General features: G+C 59.3%; 15 protein-coding genes and 3 pseudogenes. 14 read left to right on the top strand and 4 right to left on the bottom strand.

Annotated features, from left to right (window positions below):
* Nucleotides 1-238 precede the first annotated feature (238 nt).
* Together EOA13_RS15820 and EOA13_RS15815 are read left to right on the top strand one after the other, a co-directional pair.
* Nucleotides 239-865 carry a hypothetical protein gene (locus EOA13_RS15820; RefSeq protein WP_245490391.1) on the top strand — a complete coding sequence of 209 codons (627 nt, stop codon included), beginning with the start codon at nucleotides 239-241 and terminating at the stop codon, nucleotides 863-865.
* A gap of 549 nt (nucleotides 866-1,414) precedes the next feature.
* Nucleotides 1,415-1,942, top strand: a complete 528-nt coding sequence (locus tag EOA13_RS15815) for a hypothetical protein (RefSeq protein WP_127293872.1) — start codon at nucleotides 1,415-1,417, stop codon at nucleotides 1,940-1,942.
* Between the two features lie 374 nt (nucleotides 1,943-2,316).
* On the opposite strand, the gene EOA13_RS15810 is transcribed toward EOA13_RS15815, so the two are convergent.
* Nucleotides 2,317-4,038, bottom strand: coding sequence for a hypothetical protein (locus tag EOA13_RS15810; protein WP_127293870.1), 1,722 nt, complete (start codon nucleotides 4,036-4,038; stop codon nucleotides 2,317-2,319).
* Nucleotides 4,039-5,090: 1,052 nt separating this feature from the next.
* Between EOA13_RS15810 and EOA13_RS15795 the strand changes: the two genes are divergently transcribed.
* The 10 genes from EOA13_RS15795 to EOA13_RS15750 all read left to right on the top strand — a co-directional run bounded on the left by EOA13_RS15795 (nucleotide 5,091) and on the right by EOA13_RS15750 (nucleotide 15,343).
* Nucleotides 5,091-6,362, top strand: a complete 1,272-nt coding sequence (locus tag EOA13_RS15795; RefSeq protein ID WP_127293864.1) for an alpha/beta hydrolase — start codon at nucleotides 5,091-5,093, stop codon at nucleotides 6,360-6,362.
* A gap of 57 nt (nucleotides 6,363-6,419) precedes the next feature.
* Complete coding sequence (locus EOA13_RS15790; protein WP_127293862.1) at nucleotides 6,420-7,832, top strand: DUF1254 domain-containing protein; 1,413 nt, start codon at nucleotides 6,420-6,422, stop codon at nucleotides 7,830-7,832.
* Between the two features lie 47 nt (nucleotides 7,833-7,879).
* Nucleotides 7,880-8,290, top strand: a complete 411-nt coding sequence (locus EOA13_RS15785; protein ID WP_127293860.1) for a hypothetical protein — start codon at nucleotides 7,880-7,882, stop codon at nucleotides 8,288-8,290.
* Nucleotides 8,291-8,678: 388 nt separating this feature from the next.
* The gene (locus tag EOA13_RS15780; RefSeq protein ID WP_127293858.1) at nucleotides 8,679-9,554 is read left to right on the top strand and encodes a peptidylprolyl isomerase; all 876 of its coding nucleotides are present in this window, start codon (nucleotides 8,679-8,681) and stop codon (nucleotides 9,552-9,554) included.
* Nucleotides 9,551-10,606, top strand: a complete 1,056-nt coding sequence (locus tag EOA13_RS15775; protein ID WP_164780094.1) for a HupE/UreJ family protein — start codon at nucleotides 9,551-9,553, stop codon at nucleotides 10,604-10,606. The genes EOA13_RS15780 and EOA13_RS15775 overlap by 4 nt, the downstream gene beginning before the upstream one ends.
* A gap of 16 nt (nucleotides 10,607-10,622) precedes the next feature.
* Complete coding sequence (locus tag EOA13_RS15770) at nucleotides 10,623-12,584, top strand: DUF3604 domain-containing protein (RefSeq protein WP_127293856.1); 1,962 nt, start codon at nucleotides 10,623-10,625, stop codon at nucleotides 12,582-12,584.
* 78 nt (nucleotides 12,585-12,662) lie between these two features.
* Nucleotides 12,663-13,262, top strand: coding sequence for a hypothetical protein (locus EOA13_RS15765; RefSeq protein WP_127293854.1), 600 nt, complete (start codon nucleotides 12,663-12,665; stop codon nucleotides 13,260-13,262).
* 52 nt (nucleotides 13,263-13,314) lie between these two features.
* A complete protein-coding gene (locus EOA13_RS15760) occupies nucleotides 13,315-14,103 on the top strand; it encodes a hypothetical protein (RefSeq protein ID WP_127293852.1) in 789 nt (262 codons plus the stop codon).
* A gap of 95 nt (nucleotides 14,104-14,198) precedes the next feature.
* Nucleotides 14,199-15,017, top strand: a complete 819-nt coding sequence (locus EOA13_RS15755) for a DUF2092 domain-containing protein (protein WP_245490390.1) — start codon at nucleotides 14,199-14,201, stop codon at nucleotides 15,015-15,017.
* Nucleotides 15,014-15,343, top strand: coding sequence for a hypothetical protein (locus EOA13_RS15750; protein WP_127293850.1), 330 nt, complete (start codon nucleotides 15,014-15,016; stop codon nucleotides 15,341-15,343). The genes EOA13_RS15755 and EOA13_RS15750 overlap by 4 nt, the downstream gene beginning before the upstream one ends.
* A 775-nt stretch (nucleotides 15,344-16,118) precedes the next feature.
* Here EOA13_RS15750 and EOA13_RS15745 read toward each other — a convergent pair.
* A complete protein-coding gene (locus EOA13_RS15745) occupies nucleotides 16,119-16,400 on the bottom strand; it encodes an HU family DNA-binding protein (RefSeq protein WP_203277277.1) in 282 nt (93 codons plus the stop codon).
* Nucleotides 16,401-16,593: 193 nt separating this feature from the next.
* On the opposite strand from EOA13_RS15745, the pseudogene traA reads away from it, so the two are divergent.
* Both traA and EOA13_RS15735 read left to right on the top strand, forming a co-directional pair.
* Nucleotides 16,594-19,485: pseudogene (gene traA / locus EOA13_RS15740) on the top strand (Ti-type conjugative transfer relaxase TraA); the annotation flags it as partial.
* A gap of 141 nt (nucleotides 19,486-19,626) precedes the next feature.
* Nucleotides 19,627-19,841, top strand: a pseudogene (locus EOA13_RS15735) (AlpA family phage regulatory protein).
* Nucleotides 19,842-20,045: 204 nt separating this feature from the next.
* Here the strand turns inward: EOA13_RS15735 and EOA13_RS15730 are convergent.
* Together EOA13_RS15730 and EOA13_RS15725 are read right to left on the bottom strand one after the other, a co-directional pair.
* Nucleotides 20,046-20,765: a sulfite exporter TauE/SafE family protein gene (locus tag EOA13_RS15730; RefSeq protein WP_127293848.1), complete on the bottom strand. Its 720-nt coding sequence runs from the start codon at nucleotides 20,763-20,765 to the stop codon at nucleotides 20,046-20,048.
* A 231-nt stretch (nucleotides 20,766-20,996) separates the two neighbouring features.
* A pseudogene (locus EOA13_RS15725) lies at nucleotides 20,997-21,188 on the bottom strand (DedA family protein); the annotation flags it as partial.
* Nucleotides 21,189-21,273 lie beyond the last annotated feature (85 nt).

Below are 21,273 nucleotides of genomic sequence, written 5' to 3'. Positions count from 1 at the left end.
ATACCGCGCGATCAACTTGTGACCACAGGTTCGGCCAATCCCGAAACGACGACAAAGCGCACTGACATTGCTGCCATCCTGCACCGCAAAACGCACAAACTCCAACTTCCCATCCATCACGCTGGTGTTCCCAAATGGCATCGCGAACCTCCCGGCGCAAAGCACGCCAAACTGTTCGCGATGTCCTCGCACACCTGTTCGCGATGTCTCCGGTCCAAACACTAGCGGCGGTAGGGGTATGAATGGCGGCGCTATCGTCGCCTCCAATGCCACGGATGCGCAGGAGCTTCAGCGACTGGTTGCGGATGCCTGCTCGTTGCGGGATGGCGCCATGCCTGGAACCGGCGGAACGCTGATGGTGCCGTCGGATCACAGGCGATCCGACCTGACGCGGCTGGTGCTGTCGGTTGCCCCATTCGTCGATGCCCGCGCCTACGGTCTGGCGTCGGAACGCTGCGCGGTGATCATGGTCACCGAGGTCGCCCGGCGCATCCCCGATGGATTCGAGTTGCATGTCCGCAGCCTGTTCGACCTGACGTCGGCCGAAGCCCGGCTTGCAGCGGCATTGGCATCCAGGGCGGAGGCTGAAGGAAGCCGCGGCAAGCTCGAACATCACCGTGAAGACCTGCCGTACCTATCTCGAACGGATTTTCTCCAAGACCCGTACCCGTCAGCAGAGCGAGTTGGTCGCTCTTCTCAAGAGCACGGAACCGCTCAGCTGGCGGTAGCAGCCTTCGCCAATGCAGGACCAGGCGTTCTATTCACATGGAGTCGGCTACAGACGATGCCAGTGACAACATCCAACATCATACAACGTTCCAGATCCGCAATGCTCCCTTTCGTCCCGGCGGCGGCGGGCTTCTGAAGTGGCAGCAGCACTCTTCACCTCAAACCCAGGACCAATACGCGCCAATCACCATCTGCACGGCGAACGCAGTGAAACTGAGACTAGCTCGATCTGGGTCGTGGAGGTGAATTACCGACTGAACTATTCGCGCCTAACAGTGTAGAGGCAAGCGGATTCGTGATATCTATCTTTGAAATAATGATAGACGCCGAGCAGACCAATCCGAGGATTGGAAGCCCTTCTATGCAGTTGGCGTGGGCGCGCGCTAATGCCCGCCTCCTGCTCCTTCAAAATCGCGATGACTTGTTCTTCCGTGAACCGTGAACGCTTCATTCGTCCGTCTCCTTGAGTGGGACAGACTCTACCAAAAACTGGAGGAGCTTCAGGGTCTCAGGTCACTGACTACATGCTTTGCCCACGTAACTTACCTGCTGCCTCTGGTGGAACGCGATATACGAGCCCTTGAGCGTACCCTACGGACAGTTGGCGAAGGGGAAAAGACCCATGCTCGGACGGCAGCGTGGACACTCATGGGCAAAGAACGGCTAACAAAGGAAAGGAACCACCATGCGAAACTTCTTGACACTCATTGCGGCAACTTCAGTAGCACTTTCATCTGCGACGGCAGCCCACCCACAAACACAAAATCCACTTCCCAAGGCCAGCGATGTGCTCGTCCGCTACGGGGGCGACGTCGAGGGCTGGACGGTCTATGCAAATCAAACCCGCGGAGATTGCTTGATCGTGCGCCAGGATGGGCCAAGTGCGGTGCAAATGGGCGTTACCGCAAATCAGGAGGTCGGGTATCTTGGCGTGTTCACGAAGGTAGATATCGGCCTCAAGAGCGGGAACACGTCGGAAATCTTCGTCTCTCTTGACGGCCATCTCTATAAGGGTGTGGCGACAAGTACGAGCGGGGAACTCAAAGGCGGATATTCTGGCGGCTACATCTTGACCGACGACCCGAAGTTCAAGCGCGACGTGGCGAAGAAGTACACGATGACCGTGTTTCCGGACACCAAGGGGACCTTCGTCGTCGATCTGAAGGGGACTTTCAAAGCGATGGCAGTGGGCCGCAAGTGCCTCAAGCCTTGACCGCCCGCTCGGATATTCCATCTAACTCGGTCATTGGCTGCAGCCAATGACCGAGTTTACGCAGGGCCGGCGTGATGCCGGTGGGCAGCGCCGGCTTGTGGGCGCCGGGGTTGCGTGGGTGGTTGTGGGCCAATGAAACCGCAGGCGGTCGGCGGATCAACACAGCGCCCCTGGAAGGTCCCTTATGTCGGTGCGGGCCGACGCGGTGAGCCAATCCTGCGCCGGGCCGGTCTCCCTTGCGATTGGCTACGAACTTTTCAGGCCTCTTGGCTCGGGCCCCTTTGACCAAACCGCCCCCAGTTTTCCAAGCGGCGTCGTCCAACGGAGGAAGGCTCAATATCGGTGCAGCGATGCACTTCGGCAATGCGCGCCCGTCAGTCTGCGACTTCGAGGCCGGCTTTCTTGAGCGAGCCAACGAAAAATTCGACGTCTTGGGCGCGGGCCAATCGTATCGAAAGTTGCCGGCGCACGGTCTTCACCAAATTTGGCTGATTTTTAATCAACCAGGTTCGCTCGCGTTCAGCCTCGATTTTGTTTCCTCCTTCGCCGAACGCCGCAGCGGCAATTAAATGGTAGATCGGATTTGAAAGAGCCGAAGATTTTTTGATCCACATTGCTGCCTGTAGATAGTCGCCGCTGAAATAGGAGCAAAGGGCCAGATCCGCCTCATAATAGGGTGACGAGCCCGGACTCCGTTGGTGCGCCGCCGAAATCAACGAGCAGCCGTCGTGCCAATTTCCGGAAACTGCCAGGCGCTCGCCATATTCGCCCATAAACTCGGTGTCGTTCGGGTTGATGTCCAAGGTCTGCTTGCCCACTTTCAAGGCCGCGTCGATCTCCTTGTTGAAATAAAGCGCAAACATTTCGGCCTGGCGTCCCCGGATGTTGGCAGGGTCAAGCTCTACGGCCCGTCTCGCCGCGGCCAAGGCGCGTTCCAGCGCTTCCGCCGAAGCGGCGCCATCTGCCGGGAACTCGAAACGATAGTCATCCGTGTAGATCAACGAAAGTAGGCCCCAAGCGGTGGCGTAATTGGGAAAGCGACCCACGGACTTCTCGAGGCACGTGCGTACCGTTGAACGGGCTTCCAAAGATACAGGGAACCGATAGGCATAGAAGGAAAGTGTGCAAGAGTAGGCGGCCCAATCGTCAGGTGGATTTTCAACGTGGAGATTGGCGTCCGCCTGGAAGATGACGCCGTATGTCTGGGCCAGACTCGTCGCCACGTTGCTCGCGATGTCGGTCTGGGCTTGGACAAGGTCCGCGACTTTGATCGCGCCATCATAGCTGTTCGCCCAAAGAACCGAACCGTCGGCCCTATTGATCAGCCTGACCCGAACCCGGAAGGCGTCCACCGACAGGTTGACGCTTCCGGCAAGGACAAATCGTGCAGGTGAGGTTAACGGATCGTCCCCCTCTGCTGTCGACTCGACGACCACAATGTCCTTGAACTTGGATAGCTGACTGACGATTTCCTGTTTCAATCCGCTCGCGACGGCCGCCGCAGCTTGGGTGCCGGTCAGGTTCTCAAACTGTTCAACGAGCACGCGGGGTGTTTCCGGTACGCCCGGTGTGGCGGAGGACCACCACCCCGCCAACAAAGATGCTCCAGCCACGAGAAAGAGCACGAGTACGCCCGGCAGAACCAGTCGAGACGCCACCCACCGAACCGGCGCGTCAGCCATTGGTTGAGAAATAACGGGTGTCTGCGGCTCCGCGACTGGCTGGTCCGAACGAAGCGTGAAGACAGGGACATACCCTCCCTTTGGGATTGTGATCAGTATTGGGTCTGCGTGACCGGACGTCAAATAGTAACGCTCGAGCGCACGCCTGAGGTGGCCAGCCTCGATGCGGACGATGGGATCCGTCTGCGCGTCGAACGACTCGCCGCGGCCGAACACTTCAACTGCGATCGAATAGGCCTTGATGCGGTCGCCACGTCCCGCCAGAGTTTCCTCCACCACATGGGTAAGGAAGCGGCGCTCGCGCCCGGTTGCATCGAAGTCCGCGCTCGCCACGATCAGGACGAGTTGCGCACGGCAATCCTCAGTAGGAAGATTATCTCTCCCTAAGCTGGATGTTCCAGTGTGATTGTTCAACTTCCCCTCGTTTGACACCTGCAACCGCCACAACTTATGCGCGTACGGTTACATGATGTCCCACGTAACTTACATTCCGCTTTGGGGCGGGGCAATATAATTCGGCTGGATCAACTACCAACTCAGCAATTCAGCTCAGGAAATTATCGATAATTCGATCACATCAGCAAAATATGACAAAAAAGGACAGCTCAGCTGCGAGAACGAGAGCGATCTCGGCGGCAGTGCGACGATTTCCTCAATTTGAATTGGCGATCTATCGGCTGATGGACCGGAGTGAGAGTTTTCGCGACATGTGCGAGGAACTCGCGGATGCGGAGTTTGCGCTTTCAAAGGTGGACGAGATCCGGCTGGAATTACGCGAGCCCAGGCGAGTTGAATGGGAGGAACTGGTGGATCGGTTGGTTGATGAGGTCGGAGCAGTGCTAAACACCGATGCCGTCCGGAAGTCGGCTACCACTCCATGGCCGCCACGGTGAACGGCTAGGCCAAGAGCGTGGAAAAGCGGACAGACGCCCAGCGGATCTGGCGCATTGCGTGGTTGCCGTTCGTGCGAACTACTCGCGCTCATGCCGAAAGCATACCTGCCGGGCCGGGGCACTTAGACCTGAACAATGACTAAACAATGGGAGGAAATGATGCCAACGAAGTTCACATTGCGCAACTCTATCGTCCTGGCCTTGGCTTTGGCCACTTTCGTTCAAATCGATCCGATCTCCTTGGTAACAGGAGGTTCGGTGTCGTCTGAGGCGATCGCGAAGGTGGGCCGGCCGCTTACGCCCGGAAGTGCAGCGGGCGTCGCGCGGCGCACGACACGGCGAACAATTCACAGAACACATGTCTACATCAGGGCGCTTCCTGCTGGTTGCGTTAAAACTACGGTCAACGGAATGGCAGTCTGGCACTGCGGCGCAAAGTACTATCAGCCCTCCGGCTCCCAGTACGTGGTTGTTCATATCAATTGAGATCAGTTGATCATCGGCGGTTCAGGCTGCGATGCAGGCGTGAGGGGGCTTTGAGTGCAATTGGTGAGCAGGGCGAAAATCAGGCGCATGAATAGCGCCTTGTTGGCATTGGCATTTGTCGGCTTGCTGTCGGGCTGTGCAACGCGTCCGACGAACGTGCTGCTACCGGTGGCTGATACGTCCCCGTCATCGAGCAAGATCGAGATGCTTGTAACAACCACTCGTCGTCGCTCCGCCAATCCCGCCGAGATGTATACGGGGGAACGCGGAACGGCTCCTTCGTTTGCGGATATTACGGTCTCGATCCCTCCGGCATCGGTCCGCAAGGCCGGCGAGGTCGCCTGGCCCAAGAAGCTGCCGTCGAACCCTGCAACGGATTTCGCGGTTGTGAAAGCCGAAGAATTAACACTTGAGACCGCGAAAGGGTGGCTACACGCCTCGGTCAGGAAGACTCCAGACCACAGTGTCCTGGTTTTCATCCACGGATTCAACAATCGATTCGAAGACGCGGTCTATCGCTTTGCCCAGATCGCCGAGGACACGGGCACCGACAGCGTTCCGATCCTGGTCACATGGCCTTCCCGAGGCAGTGCGCTGGCGTATGGCTACGATCGCGAAAGCACCAACTACACGCGAAATGCCCTCGAACTCCTGTTCCAATATCTCGCTCGCGATCCCGAAATCAAGGAAGTGTCAATCCTCGCCCATTCGATGGGCAATTGGCTTGCCTTGGAGTCCTTGCGCCAGATGGCCATCCGCAATGGCGGCCTCCCGGCCAAATTCAAAAACGTCATGCTGGCTGCGCCCGACGTCGATGTCGACGTGTTCCGCACCCAAATTGCCGACATGGGCAAACAGCACCCGCAGTTCACCCTTTTTGTCTCGCAGGACGATCGCGCGCTCAAAGTTTCGCGACGGGTCTGGGGTAATATCCCCCGGCTCGGATCGATTGATCCCGAACAAGCTCCATACAAGGAAGAACTTGCGAGCGAGAATGTCACCGTCATCGATCTAACGAAAATCAAATCGGGTGATCGTTTGAACCACGGCAAGTTCGCGTCGTCACCGCAGATCGTGCAGCTGATCGGGGCGCGGATGGCCGGCGGTCAGACCTTAACCGACAACAGGATAGGCCTTGGCGATACAATCGTGCAAGCGACCACCGGAGCAGCGGCGGCGGCCGGCAGCGCGGCAGGATTGATGATTGCGGCACCCGTTGCGATGGTCGACCAGAACACCCGAGAAAACTACGGCAACGAGGTCGAGGCTTTGACCGGCCCGCAAAGCAGCCAGAAAACGAATGCTGGCGGCAAGAACTGCGCCCTGCCAGCACCATCCACGAGGAAGTGCAAGACGTAGTGCTTTGAGACGCACCCTCAGATCGAAGTCGCCACGGCAAAACTGGGACGTACCGCGATGAAACTCAGTCGACGCAATTTTACGCTAGGTTCGACGCTTGCTCTGGGTCTCGCTGGATTTGGCTCGAAAAGCGCTCAGGCTGCAGATATAGCTCCGTCTGAAGCGCGCTCGGTCGCCAAGCAGGCCTACATCTACGGCTACCCGATGGTGGACGGCTATCGTATCCTTCACGCCTATTTCGTCGACAAAAAGAGTCCCGAATTCAAGGGCCCCTGGAACCAGGTCGTCAACATTCCGCGTGTCTACACGCCCGATGACAAGGCGGTCCAGACGCCCAATTCTGACACTCCCTACTCCATGATCGGCTTCGATCTACGGGCTGAACCGATCGTGCTCACCGTGCCGTCGATGGAAAAGGACCGCTATTTCAGCATCCAGCTTGTCGATCTTTACACCCATAATTTCGACTACATCGGCAGCCGTACGACCGGCAACGACGGCGGCAGCTTCCTTATCGCCGGGCCGGGCTTTAAGGGCGATACGCCTAAGGGTGTCACGAAGGTGATCCGCTCCGAGACAGAGCTTGTGCTCGGTATTTATCGCACGCAGCTCTTCAGGCCGGATGATCTCGACAACGTCAAGAAGGTCCAGGCCCAGTATAAGGCGGAGCCGCTGTCCGCGTTTCTAGGTCAGCCTGCACCGGCTCCGGTACCGGCAATTGATTTCATCAAGCCTCTGATCCCCGACCAGCAGAAGACGTCGCCCGAGCTTTTCAACATCCTGAACTTTGTCCTGCGATTCTGTCCAACCGATCCCTCTGAGACCGAGCTTATGGTGCGTTTTGCCAAGATCGGTGTCGGCGCTGGGAAGGCCTTCGACGTGAAAACCCTCTCGCCCGATATGAAGACGGCCATCGAGCAGGGGATGACCGAAGCTTGGATTGACCTCGCTGACCTGAAAAAGAAGATCGATGCTCGGGAAGTGACCTCTGGCGATCTGCTCGGTACGCGGGTCCATCTGAAGAACAACTACCTTTACCGCATGGCCGGAGCGGTGCTCGGCATATATGGCAACTCGAAGGAGGAAGCCATGTACCCGGTGTATGCCGTGGATTCAGCGAGCCAGAAGCTGGACGGCAGTAGCCGCTACACCGTGCACTTCGCGCCCGACCAGCTACCAGCTGCCAACGCCTTCTGGTCCCTGACGATGTATGAGCTGCCCTCGAGGTTACTCGTCGCCAATCCAATCGACCGCTATCTGCTCAACAAATCGATGCTGCCGCAGTTCCTGAAGGACGCGGATGGCGGCCTGACATTTTACCTTCAGAACGAGTCGCCAGGAGATGCCAAGGAAACGAATTGGTTACCAGCGCCCAAAGGTCCGTTCATGGTCGTCATGCGGCTCTATTGGCCGAAGCCGGAAGCGCTTGATGGGTCGTGGAAGCAGCCACCACTGATGAAGACGCAGTGAGATGCACGGGGCAGCCTGCGGGGGGCAGTGATGGATAAGGTCAACAAATGAACGCGAAACGAAACTTATTCTTGAACGTAATTGCGACGGTCGAAGGGGCGACAGGTCTCGGTCTTCTTTTGCTACCTTCCGTTCCATTTGCTCTCCTGCTTAGGTTGGAAAGTGCCACGGTTGAAGCAAGCTTTGTCGGCCGCATTGCGGGCGCTGCGCTGCTCGCCCTAGGTGTCGCAAGTTGGATGGCGAGGAAAGACGAGTTAAATCCTTCACTATTCGGAATGATTATTGGCATTCTGATTTACAACACGGCCGTATCAATTCTCCTCGTCTACGCGGCCGCATTCCTAAAGATGACCGGCGTCATCCTGTGGCCCACGGTTGCATTTCACGCACTTCTTGCCGTCTGGGGTGGTCTGCTTCTACGGGGCTTTCCCAGCGAAACTCAGCTGGAAACCCGGTGACAATCAAGGAGCTGATCCTTGGAAAGGAAGACAACGTCTCTCGTTGACTTGCGGCACATCGCATCCGACCAGCACGAGCAAGCTGCTCAACAATGGCGCGGCGCTCCTCTAAAGGGCCGACAAGGTTCACCTGCGGAGTGTGCGCGCTGAAGGCGAAGTGCAGTCCCCACGCGCCGGTCCGCAAGATACCGCGCTCGCCCGGGTACATTTTAGGAGTTCGCGCCCGGCAACGACAGCGGTTCTGTAGGGCGATTACATGCTTACCCCACGTAACTTACATTCCAGCGCCAGCTCTTTGGGGCGTACTATCCATGAAGGAATTCAGGAGGCGCTCATCGAGTATCTGTCTGATGCGAGATGCTTCTTTAGCCGGAGCGGAGGAAAACGTATGACGTTGCTCAGGGAGCCTCTGCTGCATTTCGCAGTCGTCGGGGTCATCTTGTTTGGCGGCTATTCATGGATGAGCGACAGACATGTCGAAGCTACAGCCGCGGAGCCGGTCCGGATCGGCGACGGCGACGTGCGCTGGCTCAAGCAGACCTGGTCGAGTCAATGGCTGCGCGAGCCGACCGGCGATGAACTCAAGGGTCTCGTCGACGATCTGCTGACCGAGAAGCTGCTGGCGCGCGAAGCCCAGGAGATAGGCCTGGAACAAGACGACACCATCATCCGACGCCGCCTCGCTCAGAAGCTGAAATTCCTTGTCGAAGACACAGCTCAGCTTGCCGAGCCAACCGAGGCGGATCTGCGGCAGTTCTATGTCGCCAACGCTGCACACTTCGAGACGCCCGGAAAGCTTTCGTTCCGACAGGTCTACTTCAATCCGGAGCATCGCAAGGATGCCGCGGCGGACGCGACCGCAGCACTGGGTGCGCTCTCACTGAATATCGAGGATGACTCGATCGAGGGCGACCGGCTGCTTTTCGACGACAGCTTTGCTGATACCGACGAGCATGCGCTGTCTGGGATGTTCGGTCCCGATTTTGCGCGCGAAGTGTTTGCACTCGAACCGGGTAGGTGGCGCGGCCCGGTGAAATCTGGCTATGGATTTCATCTGGTGCTCGTCACGCAGCGTACGGCGACCGCGCCGAAGCCCTTTGAGATGGCGAAGGATGCCGTACTCGCCGAGTGGCGCTTTGCGAAGCAAACCGAGCTCAGCCGAGATTATCTGATCGAACTGCGCAACAAATACGGCGTGCAACTGGACAACAATACGACAGCGCTGCTCGGTCAAGGGTTAGCACCGAATGTGGCCGCCCAATGACACGGGCGGCCGAATGGTCGGCGCTCGCGCGGGGTCTCTGCGCCGTGATGGGATGCGTCCGGTTGATCCTGTTGGCTGCGGCAGCCCAGGCCGTGCTGTTCGTCACCGGCACCTCGGCGCATGAGGTACGTCCTGCCTATCTGAGCGTCGAGGAAGGCGCGCCCAACGATTTTACCGTCCTATTCAAGACGCCGATGCAGGGGGACGCGCGCCTGGCGCTGTCAGCCCTGTTTTCCGGCAAGATCGAAGCGATGACGCCGATTGTCTCACGTCCGACCGGCGATGCGATGGTGCAGACTTGGCACATGCGCACCATCGAGCCACTCGCCGGGCAGAACGTGCTGATCGAAGGGCTGCAGAACACCATGACCGACACATTGGTGCATGTCGTGTTCGCCAACGGCAACAGCTGGACGGCACGGCTGACGCCAAGCGCCCCCTCGGCGGTGATTCCCGCGTCGCAAAGCTCTTGGGCCGTGTTCGTCACCTATGTCCAGCATGGCATCGAGCACATCGCATTTGGCTTCGACCACCTGCTCTTCGTTGCAGGGCTGATGCTAATCGTGCGCGACTGGCGCAAGCTTGTGAAAGCGATCACCGCCTTCACCGCAGCGCATTCGATCACCTTGACCTGCGCGACGCTGGGATGGCTAACGCTGCCGTCTCGCCCCGTAGAGGCGATGATTTCGATCAGCATCGTCATGATTGCAGCGGAAGTTGTCCGCATGGAACTCGGACATCTCAGCCTAGCCATCGCGCGGCCATGGATCGTGGCCTTTGCCTTCGGCCTGCTGCACGGCTTCGGCTTCGCCGGTGCTCTGGTCGAACTCGGTTTACCCCACAGCGACGTCCCGATGGCGCTGCTCGCCTTCAACGTCGGCGTTGAGCTCGGGCAGCTGGCCTTCATCGCCGTCTTGCTAAGCGCGGTTTATGCAGTCGGACGACTGATCGCCATTCCCCGGCAGTCGATTGTCACCTCGGCCTACGCGATCGGTATCGTCGCGACATTCTGGAGCATCCAGCGGCTCGACGCCGCGTTCCCGCAATTTTGAACTTAAGGAGGAAGTCATGAAAATCGCCGAAGCCAAAGTCGCCCTTCTTTGTGGAGCCGCACTCGCGGTACTCTTGGCGGTCTCCCCGTCTTTGCCGGCCTGGGCAGAGGATGGGGTGGCCACCGACGTCGGAACGTTTGATGCCGACACGGCCGCGAAGCTTTATCCCGTCAAGCGGCCATACTCGCCTTGGGCAGGGCGAAACTTCCCGTCCCGCCCCTACTTCGGCGACACACATCTGCATACATCCTTTTCCATGGATGCAGGCGCGTTCGGAGCTAAGCTTGGCCCTGCTGACGCCTATCGCTTCGCCAAGGGTCAGGAGATCATGGCTTCGTCCGGCCAACTCGCGAAGCTGTCGCGTCCACTCGACTTCCTCGTCGTCGCTGATCATTCCGACAATATGGGTTTCTTCCCCGACCTATTAGCGGGAAAGCCTGAGCTTCTGGCTGATCCGCTGGGCCGCAAATGGTACGACATGATGCAGTCCGGCCAGGGAGCGGCAGCGGCCATCGACATCCTGACGAACTTCGGAGCGGGTAAATTCAAAGGACCGATCCTCTACTCGCCTGATTCAGCCGCATATCGCGGTGCCTGGCAGGAAACCGTCAAAGCGGCGGAGGAGGCAAATGAGCCCGGCCGGTTCACCGCCTTCATCGGCTACGAATGGACTTCGAACACAGGCGGCAACAATCTGCACCGCAACGTTATTTTCCGTGACAACGGTGACAAGGCGAGTCAGGTCGTTCCATTCACTTCTCTCCCGCCAGGAAGCGACAATCCCCGTGATCTGTGGAAGTGGATGGCCGCCTATGAGGCGAAGACCGGGGGCAGCCTGCTTGCAATTGCCCACAACGGCAATCTGTCGAATGGGCGGATGTTCCCTATGATCGAGCCAGGAACGAACTCTCCGATCGATCGAGAGTACGCTGAAACGCGCAACAAGTGGGAACGACTCTATGAGGCGACGCAAATGAAGGGGGATAGCGAAACGCACCCCTTCCTCTCGCCGAATGACGAGTTTGCCAATTTCGAGCGCTGGGACAAGGGCAATCTAGACCCCTCGGGCATCAAGACGCCGGATATGTTCCAATACGAGTATGCCCGCTCAGCTCTGAAGAACGGCCTGAAGCTCGAGCAGAAATTGGGTGTCAATCCCTACAAGATTGGACTGGTGGGGTCTACCGACTCGCACACCGGCCTTACGGCAGTCGAGGAAGACAACTTCTTCGGCAAGACATCAAGTAGCGAGCCGAGCGCCGAGCGAGCCTTCCATGCCTTTATCAAGCAAGGCAATCACGTGGTCATGGGATGGGAGATGACGGCGTCCGGTTACGCGGGCGTGTGGGCGACTGAAAACACCCGAGCGTCACTTTTCGACGCGATGCAGCGTCGCGAGACCTACGCCACAACCGGTCCCCGCATGCTGGTACGCTTCTTCGGTGGCTTCGACTTCGAAGCAAGCGATGCCAATACCCGCATCCCCGCGATCCCGGGCTATACCAAGGGGGTGCCGATGGGTGGCGACATCGGTCCAGCACCAGCAGGAAAGGTCCCAACTTTCCTGGTCGCTGCGTTGAAAGACCCGATCGGCGCCAATCTCGACCGTTATCAGATTGTCAAAGGCTGGCTTGACGCTGCGGGCGAGGTTCACGAGAAGGTCTATGATGTCGCCTGGTCGGGCGACCGCAAACCCGGCGCGGACGGCAAACTGCCCCCGGTTGGCGACACGGTCGACGTAGCTAATGCCACATGGACGAATACGATCGGGGCACCGGAATTGATCAGCGTGTGGACAGATCCTGACTTCGATCCGGCGCAGCGTGCCTTTTACTACGGGCGTGTCCTCGAAATCCCCACACCGCGCTGGACGGCGTATGACGCAAAGTACTTCGGCGTCAAGATGCCGGCAGAAGCACCGATGAAGATGCAGGAGCGAGCCTACACATCGCCGATCTGGTATACGCCCGCCAGCTGAGGAAAGGCCGGTTGATTGCATAGGTTGATATTGAGGCAGGCGGATCGGGCTCCGCCTGCCAGAATAGCAAGGCTTAACATGCGACAAGCGGTCTCCTTCCTCAAAACGACCTTAATCGGCGGCCTGGTTGTCGTATTGCCGATCTGGCTGGTTGGCTTCGTGCTCATTCGCGGGTTGGGTCAGATCAAGTCGGCGATCGAACCGCTGACGGACAATGTCACCAATGCAGTTGCGCCGCCCATTGCGATCGCGGCGCTGGTGCTGCTGTTCTCATGTTTTGCCATAGGCCTTCTCATCCAAACAGCGAGCGGCGGCAGGTGTGTGGGTACGGTCGAGAGGCAGCTCGCGGAGCGCCTGCCGGGCTACGGTCTATTCCGCGGCTTAACGCTGGGGGTAACGGGCGGCGGTGCCGACCATGCCATGAAATCGGCACTGGTCGGTAGCGACGACAATCTGGCATTTGGCATCATCATCGAGCGGGCAAACGGGTTCAGCACAATTTTCATCCCGTCTGCGCCGTCTGCAACCTCGGGATCCGTTCACATCATGCCGGACAGCAATGTACACCCACTCGATATTCCCCTGAGAAAAGTGCTCAGCAGCATGTCGCACTACGGGGAAGGCGCGATCAGCCTGGCTGGAGCAGCGCTGGGGAAACCTGTGTCAATTGATAGATGAATTTTGGCGCAAACCTGCGGCGCCAAAAGGCTGAATTCAGAGGAGAGGACTTATGAAAACCCGGATTTTGCTCGCTGTTGGTTTGTTTACCTTCGGCCCGATCGGCGTCGCCGCTGCGGCAGACCCGATATATCCGGGTGCGGAGAACGTCGAATACACAAGCGCCTCCGGTTGGACCTTCACGGTTGCTGCATATGGTTGGCTCGCGGGTCTAGAGGGCAACGTTGGCGCCGGGGGGAGGACGGCACATGTCGACGCCAGCATCGGGGATGTACTTTCCAAATTCGACATAGGGGTCATGGGATTGGCGGAGGCGCGGTATCAGCGGTTCGGCGTTTTTACCGACTTCAACTATGTCCGGCTGTCGGCGTCCTCCGATACCCCATTCGGCGCGCTTGCCGACAGCGCAGACTTGACTGTTCACAGCTTGATGTGGACAGCGGCGGCGGAATATCGGCTTGTCGAGACACCGGAGGCAAGTGTGGACGCTTTTGCCGGCTTCCGACTCTATTCGCTCAAGAACGAGCTCGATTTCAACGGTCCGGGCGTACTCGCCGGCGTCTCCCTGTCTGACCAGAAAACCTGGGCTGATCCCATCGTCGGGCTGAAGGCGCGCTACTCCATCACCCCGAAGCTTTATCTTACCGGTTGGGGAATGGTGGGTGGGGCCGTTTCTGCCGATGTGACTTGGGACGTGATGGCCGCTGCAGGCTATCAACTTACGGATAAATTCTCCGCAGTCCTCGGGTATCGCGCTTCTGGGGTCGACTACGAGAATGACGGATTCGTCTACGACACCGTTCAACAGGGGCCCATCATCGGCGCCGTATGGCGCTTCTAAAATAGCCCTGTAAGCGTGCCACAGCCGTTTCCGCGGCGCGGCATCGGCTGAATAGGCAACTATCCAATAATAATAATAATGAGGAGGAAGCCGACATGTTAAACACAATGCTGTGTTCCGGCTCGGGCCGGAAAATTCCGCATCGAGCATCATTCGGATTGGCTGCGGCCACGATTTTGCTCATGCTTCCCTGTTCTCAAGCCTGGAGCGATAACGCCGTCGAGCCCGATGCGGACACTATGCTGCGGGCCATGACAACCAGTCTGGCTGGGTTGAAGTCCTTCAGCTTCGACTATGACGTCGACGACGAGATCGTCAACAATACCGGACAGAAGATCCAGTTCAGCGCCTCGGGCTCGGCTACCATTGCTCGCCCAGGCAAGCTCTTCATTACCCGAAAGGGCCCGTACGCCGACGCGGAAATCACTTTCGATGGCAAGGCTGTTTCGGTCTATGGCAAGACGTTGAACGTTTATGCCCAGATTGCCAGCCCAGGCCCGACGATCGATGAAGCGGTGGAAGAGGTGCGCATGGCCACCGGATTGGATGCCGCCGGAGCGGACCTGTTGTCAGCCGATCCTTACGCCGTGCTGACCTCGGACGTCCGCGCAGGCTCGATCGTAGGCGAAGCTTATATTGCCGGGATCAAGTGCGATCATCTGGCATTTCGCGGCGAGGCGGTTGACTGGCAGATATGGATCGAGCAGGGCGAGCGGCGGCTGCCTATGAAATACGTGATCACCACCAAGTGGGTGACGGGGGCGCCGGAATATACAGTCAGGTTCGCAAACTGGAACGTCGCGCCTCAGATCGACGCCAATATGTTCCAATTCACGCCGCCCGATGGGGCAAAGAAAATCGATAGTATCGTCGCCGACGCGATCGGCGACATGTCGGTGGAGGAGGTGCAATGAGTTCGATCGCCAGGTTTCGGAACTACGCATTGGCCGTTGGCCTATTTTCCTCTTTTCTGTTAGGTGATGATGGGGTGCTCCGCGATCCGTCCGCTGGCCTCATGTCGAGCGCCGAAGCGCGGGTCGGGAGGCCGCTAACGGCGGGGAGCGTTGCGGGGGTCGCACGCCGGACTACCCGGCGCGTCGTGCGCCGCTCGACGACCTACATAGCCGCGCTGCCGGCAGGATGCGCCAGGGTCGTCGTCAACGGCGTGGCGTTGTCGCTATGCGGCGGTGTTTACTATCAGCCATATAGCGGGCGCTACGTCGTGGTGTACGTCGATTGAGCTGACGACCTTCAGTACCGACGAATGCGCCTTTGCCCTGGGTGTTGGCTGCCGGTCATTGCGCTTCGTTGATCCACTGCTTGGCGAAGACCCTGCTCGGTCATGGGCGGGATGACTGGTTATTGTGATTTCGTCCCACAAGCGGACCGACGGGTTCCGGCCCCAAAGGTGCCGTTGGCTAAGCGCCCTTTCTCAGTTGCTGAAATTAGCTGTGCAACTGCCTGAAAGCAGATGAGGTGGATGGTTCCCGCTCTCGGCATCACCGTGCCACAGTGGGTTTGCTGTCAGGCAAGCCGAGCTAAGGAGCCATCCACCTTATCTGCTTTTGGGCCACAATTTCGGACGCAATGCCAAGCATGATTTTCAGAACGCGGACGTCGGCCAGTTAGCGAAACATCTCAAGGCCGGGCTGCCTCAGCACCATTGCGCGAGTGCATTACACGCTAAAAGCAGCGTGACAACGGGCTGCAGATCATTCAACCGTCATCTGCCTGACGCCCACGAGCCGGACACGACGAACGCTGCCCTCGCCGACAGCTGCGCCCTGGCCGAGGGGGCGAGCCCTCAACATCGCCGCCGAATAAGCGCGACGTCCGGAGCCGCTGCGCGGTTCCGGCTAGCTTTCTGTTGGAGGATCTTCCGCCCGCGCCATTGGCGCGGCCGGTGACCTCGACCTAAGAACGGCAGCAATGATAAGCTGATGATCTTGGCATGAGAAACCATCGCCCGCAGGAAAGCGTGTTCCTATCAGACGAGATGTATCGTCACTAATTGATCAGCCGTTCACCGAGTCCTTGAGAGCCTTTGCTGGCTGGAAGACGATCTTCTTAGATGCGGCGATCTTGATCGTGGCGCCAGTCGACGGATTGCGGCCATCACGTGCTGGTTTGTTCTGGACCTTGAACTTGCCGAAGCCATTGAGGCTGATTTCCTCGCCCTTGGCAGCGGCTTCCGCAATGCCCTTCAACACATCCTCGACCACGGATTTCGCTTGGGTTTTCGACAGGCCGTGCGCGTCTGCAAGGCGTTCGGCAATATCAATCGTGTTTATAGCCATCGTTTCCATCCCTTCTGAGTTGGTTCAACGATTGGCCTTATGGCACAGGCAATTCCGCACTGTCATCGCGTAAAGGAACGGAATCCGGTGCAAGCCAACGCTTGAGCCGGGAATTCCACCACTCTTATCGCGAAAGTCACGCAGCGCATCACCTTGCATCAGACACCCGGCGCGTGGATGCGACCCTTCGTGATTGCGCGACGAGCGCATCGAACGCATGCATGACTTCTCGGCCAAGCGCGGTGTCGCCCTTTCGAGGTGATGTTGCCGCAGGATGCACCGGAGGCCTGGCGCGACCGCGAACGACTGTGGAACGATGTCGAGGCGTTCGAGGTCCGCAAGGATGCGCAGCTTGCCCGCGAGGTCGAGTTTGCTCTGCCGCGTGAGCTGAGCCAGGCGCAAGGCATCGAACTGGCGCGCGACTTTGTTCAGGCGGAGTTCGTCAGCCAGGGCATGGTCGCCGATCTCAATGTGCATTTCGACAGGGCGGAGGACGGCAGTCCCAAACCGCACGCCCTGTCATGCTGACCATGCGGTCCGTGGACCAGAACGGTTTTGGGTCAAAAGTTCGAGACTGGAACGCCACCCAGATGGTCGAGCACTGGCGCGAGCGATGGGCGGAGCTTGCCAATAAACGCCTGGCTGAACTCGATATCGCCGCCCGCATCGATCATCGCAGTCTGGAAGCGCAAGGCATTGCCCTGGAGCCGCAAACCCAGATTGGTGGACCCGCCCAGCGCATTGAGATCGGTGGCTAAACGCTGGCGATATTGAAGCAGATCGCGCCGAACTGCATCGCGAGATCGCGCGCAACAATGGTGCGCGCATCATTGCCGATCCATCCGTGGCGCTCGATGCCATCACGCATCAGCAATCGACCTTCACCCGAAAAGACATGGCGAAGTTTGCGCATCAGCAACGCACCCGCTCTGGTCGAACTCGGCAAGGACAGGCGCAGCGAAGACCGTTTCACCACCCGGCAGATCGTAGAGACCGAACAGCCCCTTCACCGCGCGGCAGAGCGTATCGATCTGGACGAGCGACACGCGGTAAGTATCGCCCATCGCGAGGCAGCACTGGCGCGGGCTGCGCAACGCGGTCTTGTCCTTTCGGGCGAGCAGAGCGATGCGCTTGCGCATATCACCGACGGCCGCGGTCTTGGTGTCGTTGTTGGTTTTGCCGGAACGGGCAAGAGCGCCATGCTGGGCGTTGCGCGCCAGGCATGGGCAGCGGCGGGTTATGAGGTTCCGCGGCGCGGCACATTCCGGCATTGCCGCCGAAAATCTGGAAGGCGGTTCAGGCATCCCGTCACGCACCATCGCCAGTATGGAACATGGTTGGGGGCAAGGTTGTGATCTGCTCACAGCATGCGATGTGCTGGTGGTCGATGAGGCCGGCATGGTCGGCAGCGCCAGTTGGAGCGCGTGCTTTCCCATGCGGCGGACGCTGGCGCAAAGATCGTCCTCGTCGGCGATCCGCAGCAGCTACAGGCTATCGAAGCGGGTGCTGCATTCCGCTCGATTCACGAGCGACACGGCGGCGTCGAATCGGCCAGGTGCGCCGGCAGTGCGAGGACTGGCAGCGCGATGCCACGCGCGATCAGGCAACCGGCAAGATTGGCGCCGCGATCAGCGCCTACGACGCGCAAGGGATGGTGCATCAGGCTGCAACGCGCGACGAGGCTCGCAGCAATCTCGTCGAGCGCTGGGATCGCGACAGGCAGGCGCATCCAGAGGCAAGCCGGATCATCCTTACCCACACAAACGACGAAGTGCGCGCCCTGAACCAGGCAGCGCGCGAGCGGATGCGCGCGGCCGGCCATCTCGGCGACGAGGTTCAGGTGGATGTCGAACGCGGCCCAAGAAACGTCGCCAGCGGCGACCGGGTCATGTTCCTGCGCAACGAGCGCGGGCTCGGCGTCAAGAACGGCACGCTCGGCATCGTGGAGGAAGTCAGCACACAGAGCATGAGGGTTCGCGTCGACGATGGGAGGTCGGTTCACTTCGACCTGAAAGACTATGCCCACATCGACCACGGTTATGCCGCGACCATTCACAAGGCGCAGGGCATGACCCTCGACCGGACCCATGTGTTCGCAACGCCGGGCATGGATGCACATGGCAGCTACTTCGCACTGTCGCGGCACCGAGACTAGGATGGACCTGCATTACGGCGGCGACGACTTCAGTACGCGGGACCGGCTGGACCGTACGCTGTCACGCGACCGCGCCAAGGACATGGCATCGGATTACGAGCAAACCGACCCGGCGCAGAGCGATGCCGAGCGGCGTGGCATCACCTTCCGTGAGCGTGTGGTCGAGATCGTGCGCCGGTTCGTTCCGGAGAAGCTGGGCGACCGTATCGGCGGGCTGCTGGACGGGTTGCGATCGCCTGAAGACGTCAAGCGCGGCCAGGACCGTGGGCGCGGGCCGGGAAGTGAGAATGTTGGGGCGCTGAGCGCAGACGTCGGCGCTGCGCCGCAGACAGCGGCTCCCGTTAGGGGGACGCAGCGTGATACGGATGTTTCGGTGGACGGGGAAGCGGTGTTGCGCAGCGGTCGCACGAAGGCGCTTGGGCGTCACGCGCGTGCGCTAGACACGATCCTGCACAGCGGAAATTCGGACGGGCAGGGCAGTCCCGACCAGATGCACGAGTTGATAGATGCGCGCAGCGCTTTCGAGAAGGTGCGGCCCTATGGCTGGCGCGATGCCGAAGCGGCCGACGTCAAGAATCCCGAGCTGGTTCGTGAAGCGAGCGCCGGCCGCGTCAACCGCGTCGTGCTTGCTCTCCAGCTTAAAACCGAAATCCGCATCGGCCTTGACACCGATCCAGGCCGCCGCGCCGACCGGTTCGTGGAAAGCTGGCAGAGACTCGACCGCAAAAGCCAGCATCAATGCCAGGCCGGCGACATGTCGGGCTACAAGTCAACGCACGGCCATGTCCGATATGGCCAAGAGCCTCGAACGCGATTCCGCAGCTTGAATCCCTGCTGGCAAACCGCAAACGCGAGCTTGGCATCAACGTGGATTCGTGTCGTCGCCTGGGCGCGGAACTCGCCTTCAGCCATGGCATCGGCAGAGGGCGGGCATCAGGATCTAAGGCTCGCCGATTTGCCGCCGTTTCCACACCGCAGGCGTCTGAGGCGACAAACCTCATTGCCTCCGGCATGGGTTCGTCCTGTCTGTCCCCGCAGAAATCAGCAAGAACAAGTGAGTGCAGGCAAGCTATGCCCGAGCCGGATCGTATCATACGCCCCAAAACCGTCCTTGCCCGGACCGGCCCGTCCCGTTCAACCATCTATCGCAAGATCGCCGAAGGCACGTTCCCGGCCCAGATCAAGATCAGTGTCAGTGGCGCCGGATGGCCCGAATCCGATGTCAATCGATGGTCGCTGACCCTCTCTCCTGGTGCCCAGAGCGGGGCGGAGCAAAAAGCGACTAGCGACAATCGGTCGGCAGGCACATCGCGGCCATCGGCATAGTTCACCTCTTCTCAAATCCAATGACAAAGTAGGGGCCGAGAGCGGAATGGCAGCTTGCGGGATAATCGTAGATAAGCCGACGATATTGGTTGGACAGCAGGTTTCGCACGCGAGCGGACTCATGGATCGGCCTTCGTCCGAATAGTTGCCTGCATTGGGGTCGATCAGCGAAGCAAGATTTCATGGACTGCCAGGGCGACGAGAGCCGCACCAGCTATCCCCTCTATGGCGCGCGTGATCGCATCGAACAGGCGCGGGCGGCTCTCGACGAAACGCATCAGGCTTTCGCGGAGCAGTATGGAGAGGACCGCCACGCTGCAAAGAGTGATCGCCACCCCTATCATCATCGTGCCGGCAAACAGCACACCGGCCAGCGGTACGCCGCGTACGATCGCGAACGTCATGACGAACAAGGTAAGCGGGCACGGAACCAGTCCCGCCATCACGCCGACCACCTCGCCCTCGTGTTTGTGGTGATGGCGGTGGCGCAGGGCGCGCCAAACCATCCAGGCGCCTATCAAGCCAAGGAGACCACGGCTGATGTCTTCGAGCAGCGGCGTCCGGCCGACGCTGCCAAGCGCGATCGAAACCAACGGCAGCGAGAGAACTGCAATCAGCACGGCGATCGTCACATGGGTGAAAGAAAGCGTCAGCGAGACCAATAGCCCGCGCGCAACCTTTGCCTCCGATCCAGCGAGATAAGTCGCCAACACCGCTTTGCTATGACCCGGCGTCAGGGCATGCGCCGCACCAAAGAGCACGCCCATCGGCAGAAAGGCCATGAAGGCCAGCCAGCCGCCGCCGGCCGAAAGCAGTTTGATCTGCTCGGCCAGTGCCAGGTAGATCGTGCGCTGGAATTCGACGAGGGTTTGGAATAACGCCATCGATCTGGCTCACCCGCAGGTCAGTTCGAGGTGTGTCGCGAGAACCTTGCCGAGGTCGGTTCCCGCCGGATCACTGAAGGCGCCTGCCGGCGCTATTGAGGCGAGCAGCAATGCCACGCTGGATACTAGGCCCGACAGGCGCATCTTTGGCTCGCTCTTCGCTCGTTTTCGATCACGCAGGACATCTGCCATTCCAAGCAGACCGAAATGGAGGCGGACATAGTCGCAGGATCAAATCACCTTCAGGGTTACAGCCGCAAGAACAAGATAGCGACCGACCTTGGCGATGGTGACGAGCAGCAGGAACATGCGAAATGGTTCACGCAAGGTGCCCGCAACGACCGTCAGAGGATCGCCAACGACTGGTGCCCAACTTAGCAGAAGCGACCATTTTCCATAACGGCGATACCATTGTTGTGACTTTGTTGGAGGCGGCGGGCCAAAAAACGTTTGATGCGGTAGTCGTCGAAGCGCTTGATCGCCTTTCACGCGAGATGGCGGATCTCGC

The sequence above is a fragment of the Mesorhizobium sp. M7A.F.Ca.US.011.01.1.1 genome (genome assembly GCF_003998295.1).
Taxonomy (GTDB): Bacteria; Pseudomonadota; Alphaproteobacteria; order Rhizobiales; family Rhizobiaceae; genus Mesorhizobium.
The sequence above is the reverse complement of the archived record's forward strand: the minus strand, read 5'-3'. Positions and strand labels throughout refer to the sequence as shown.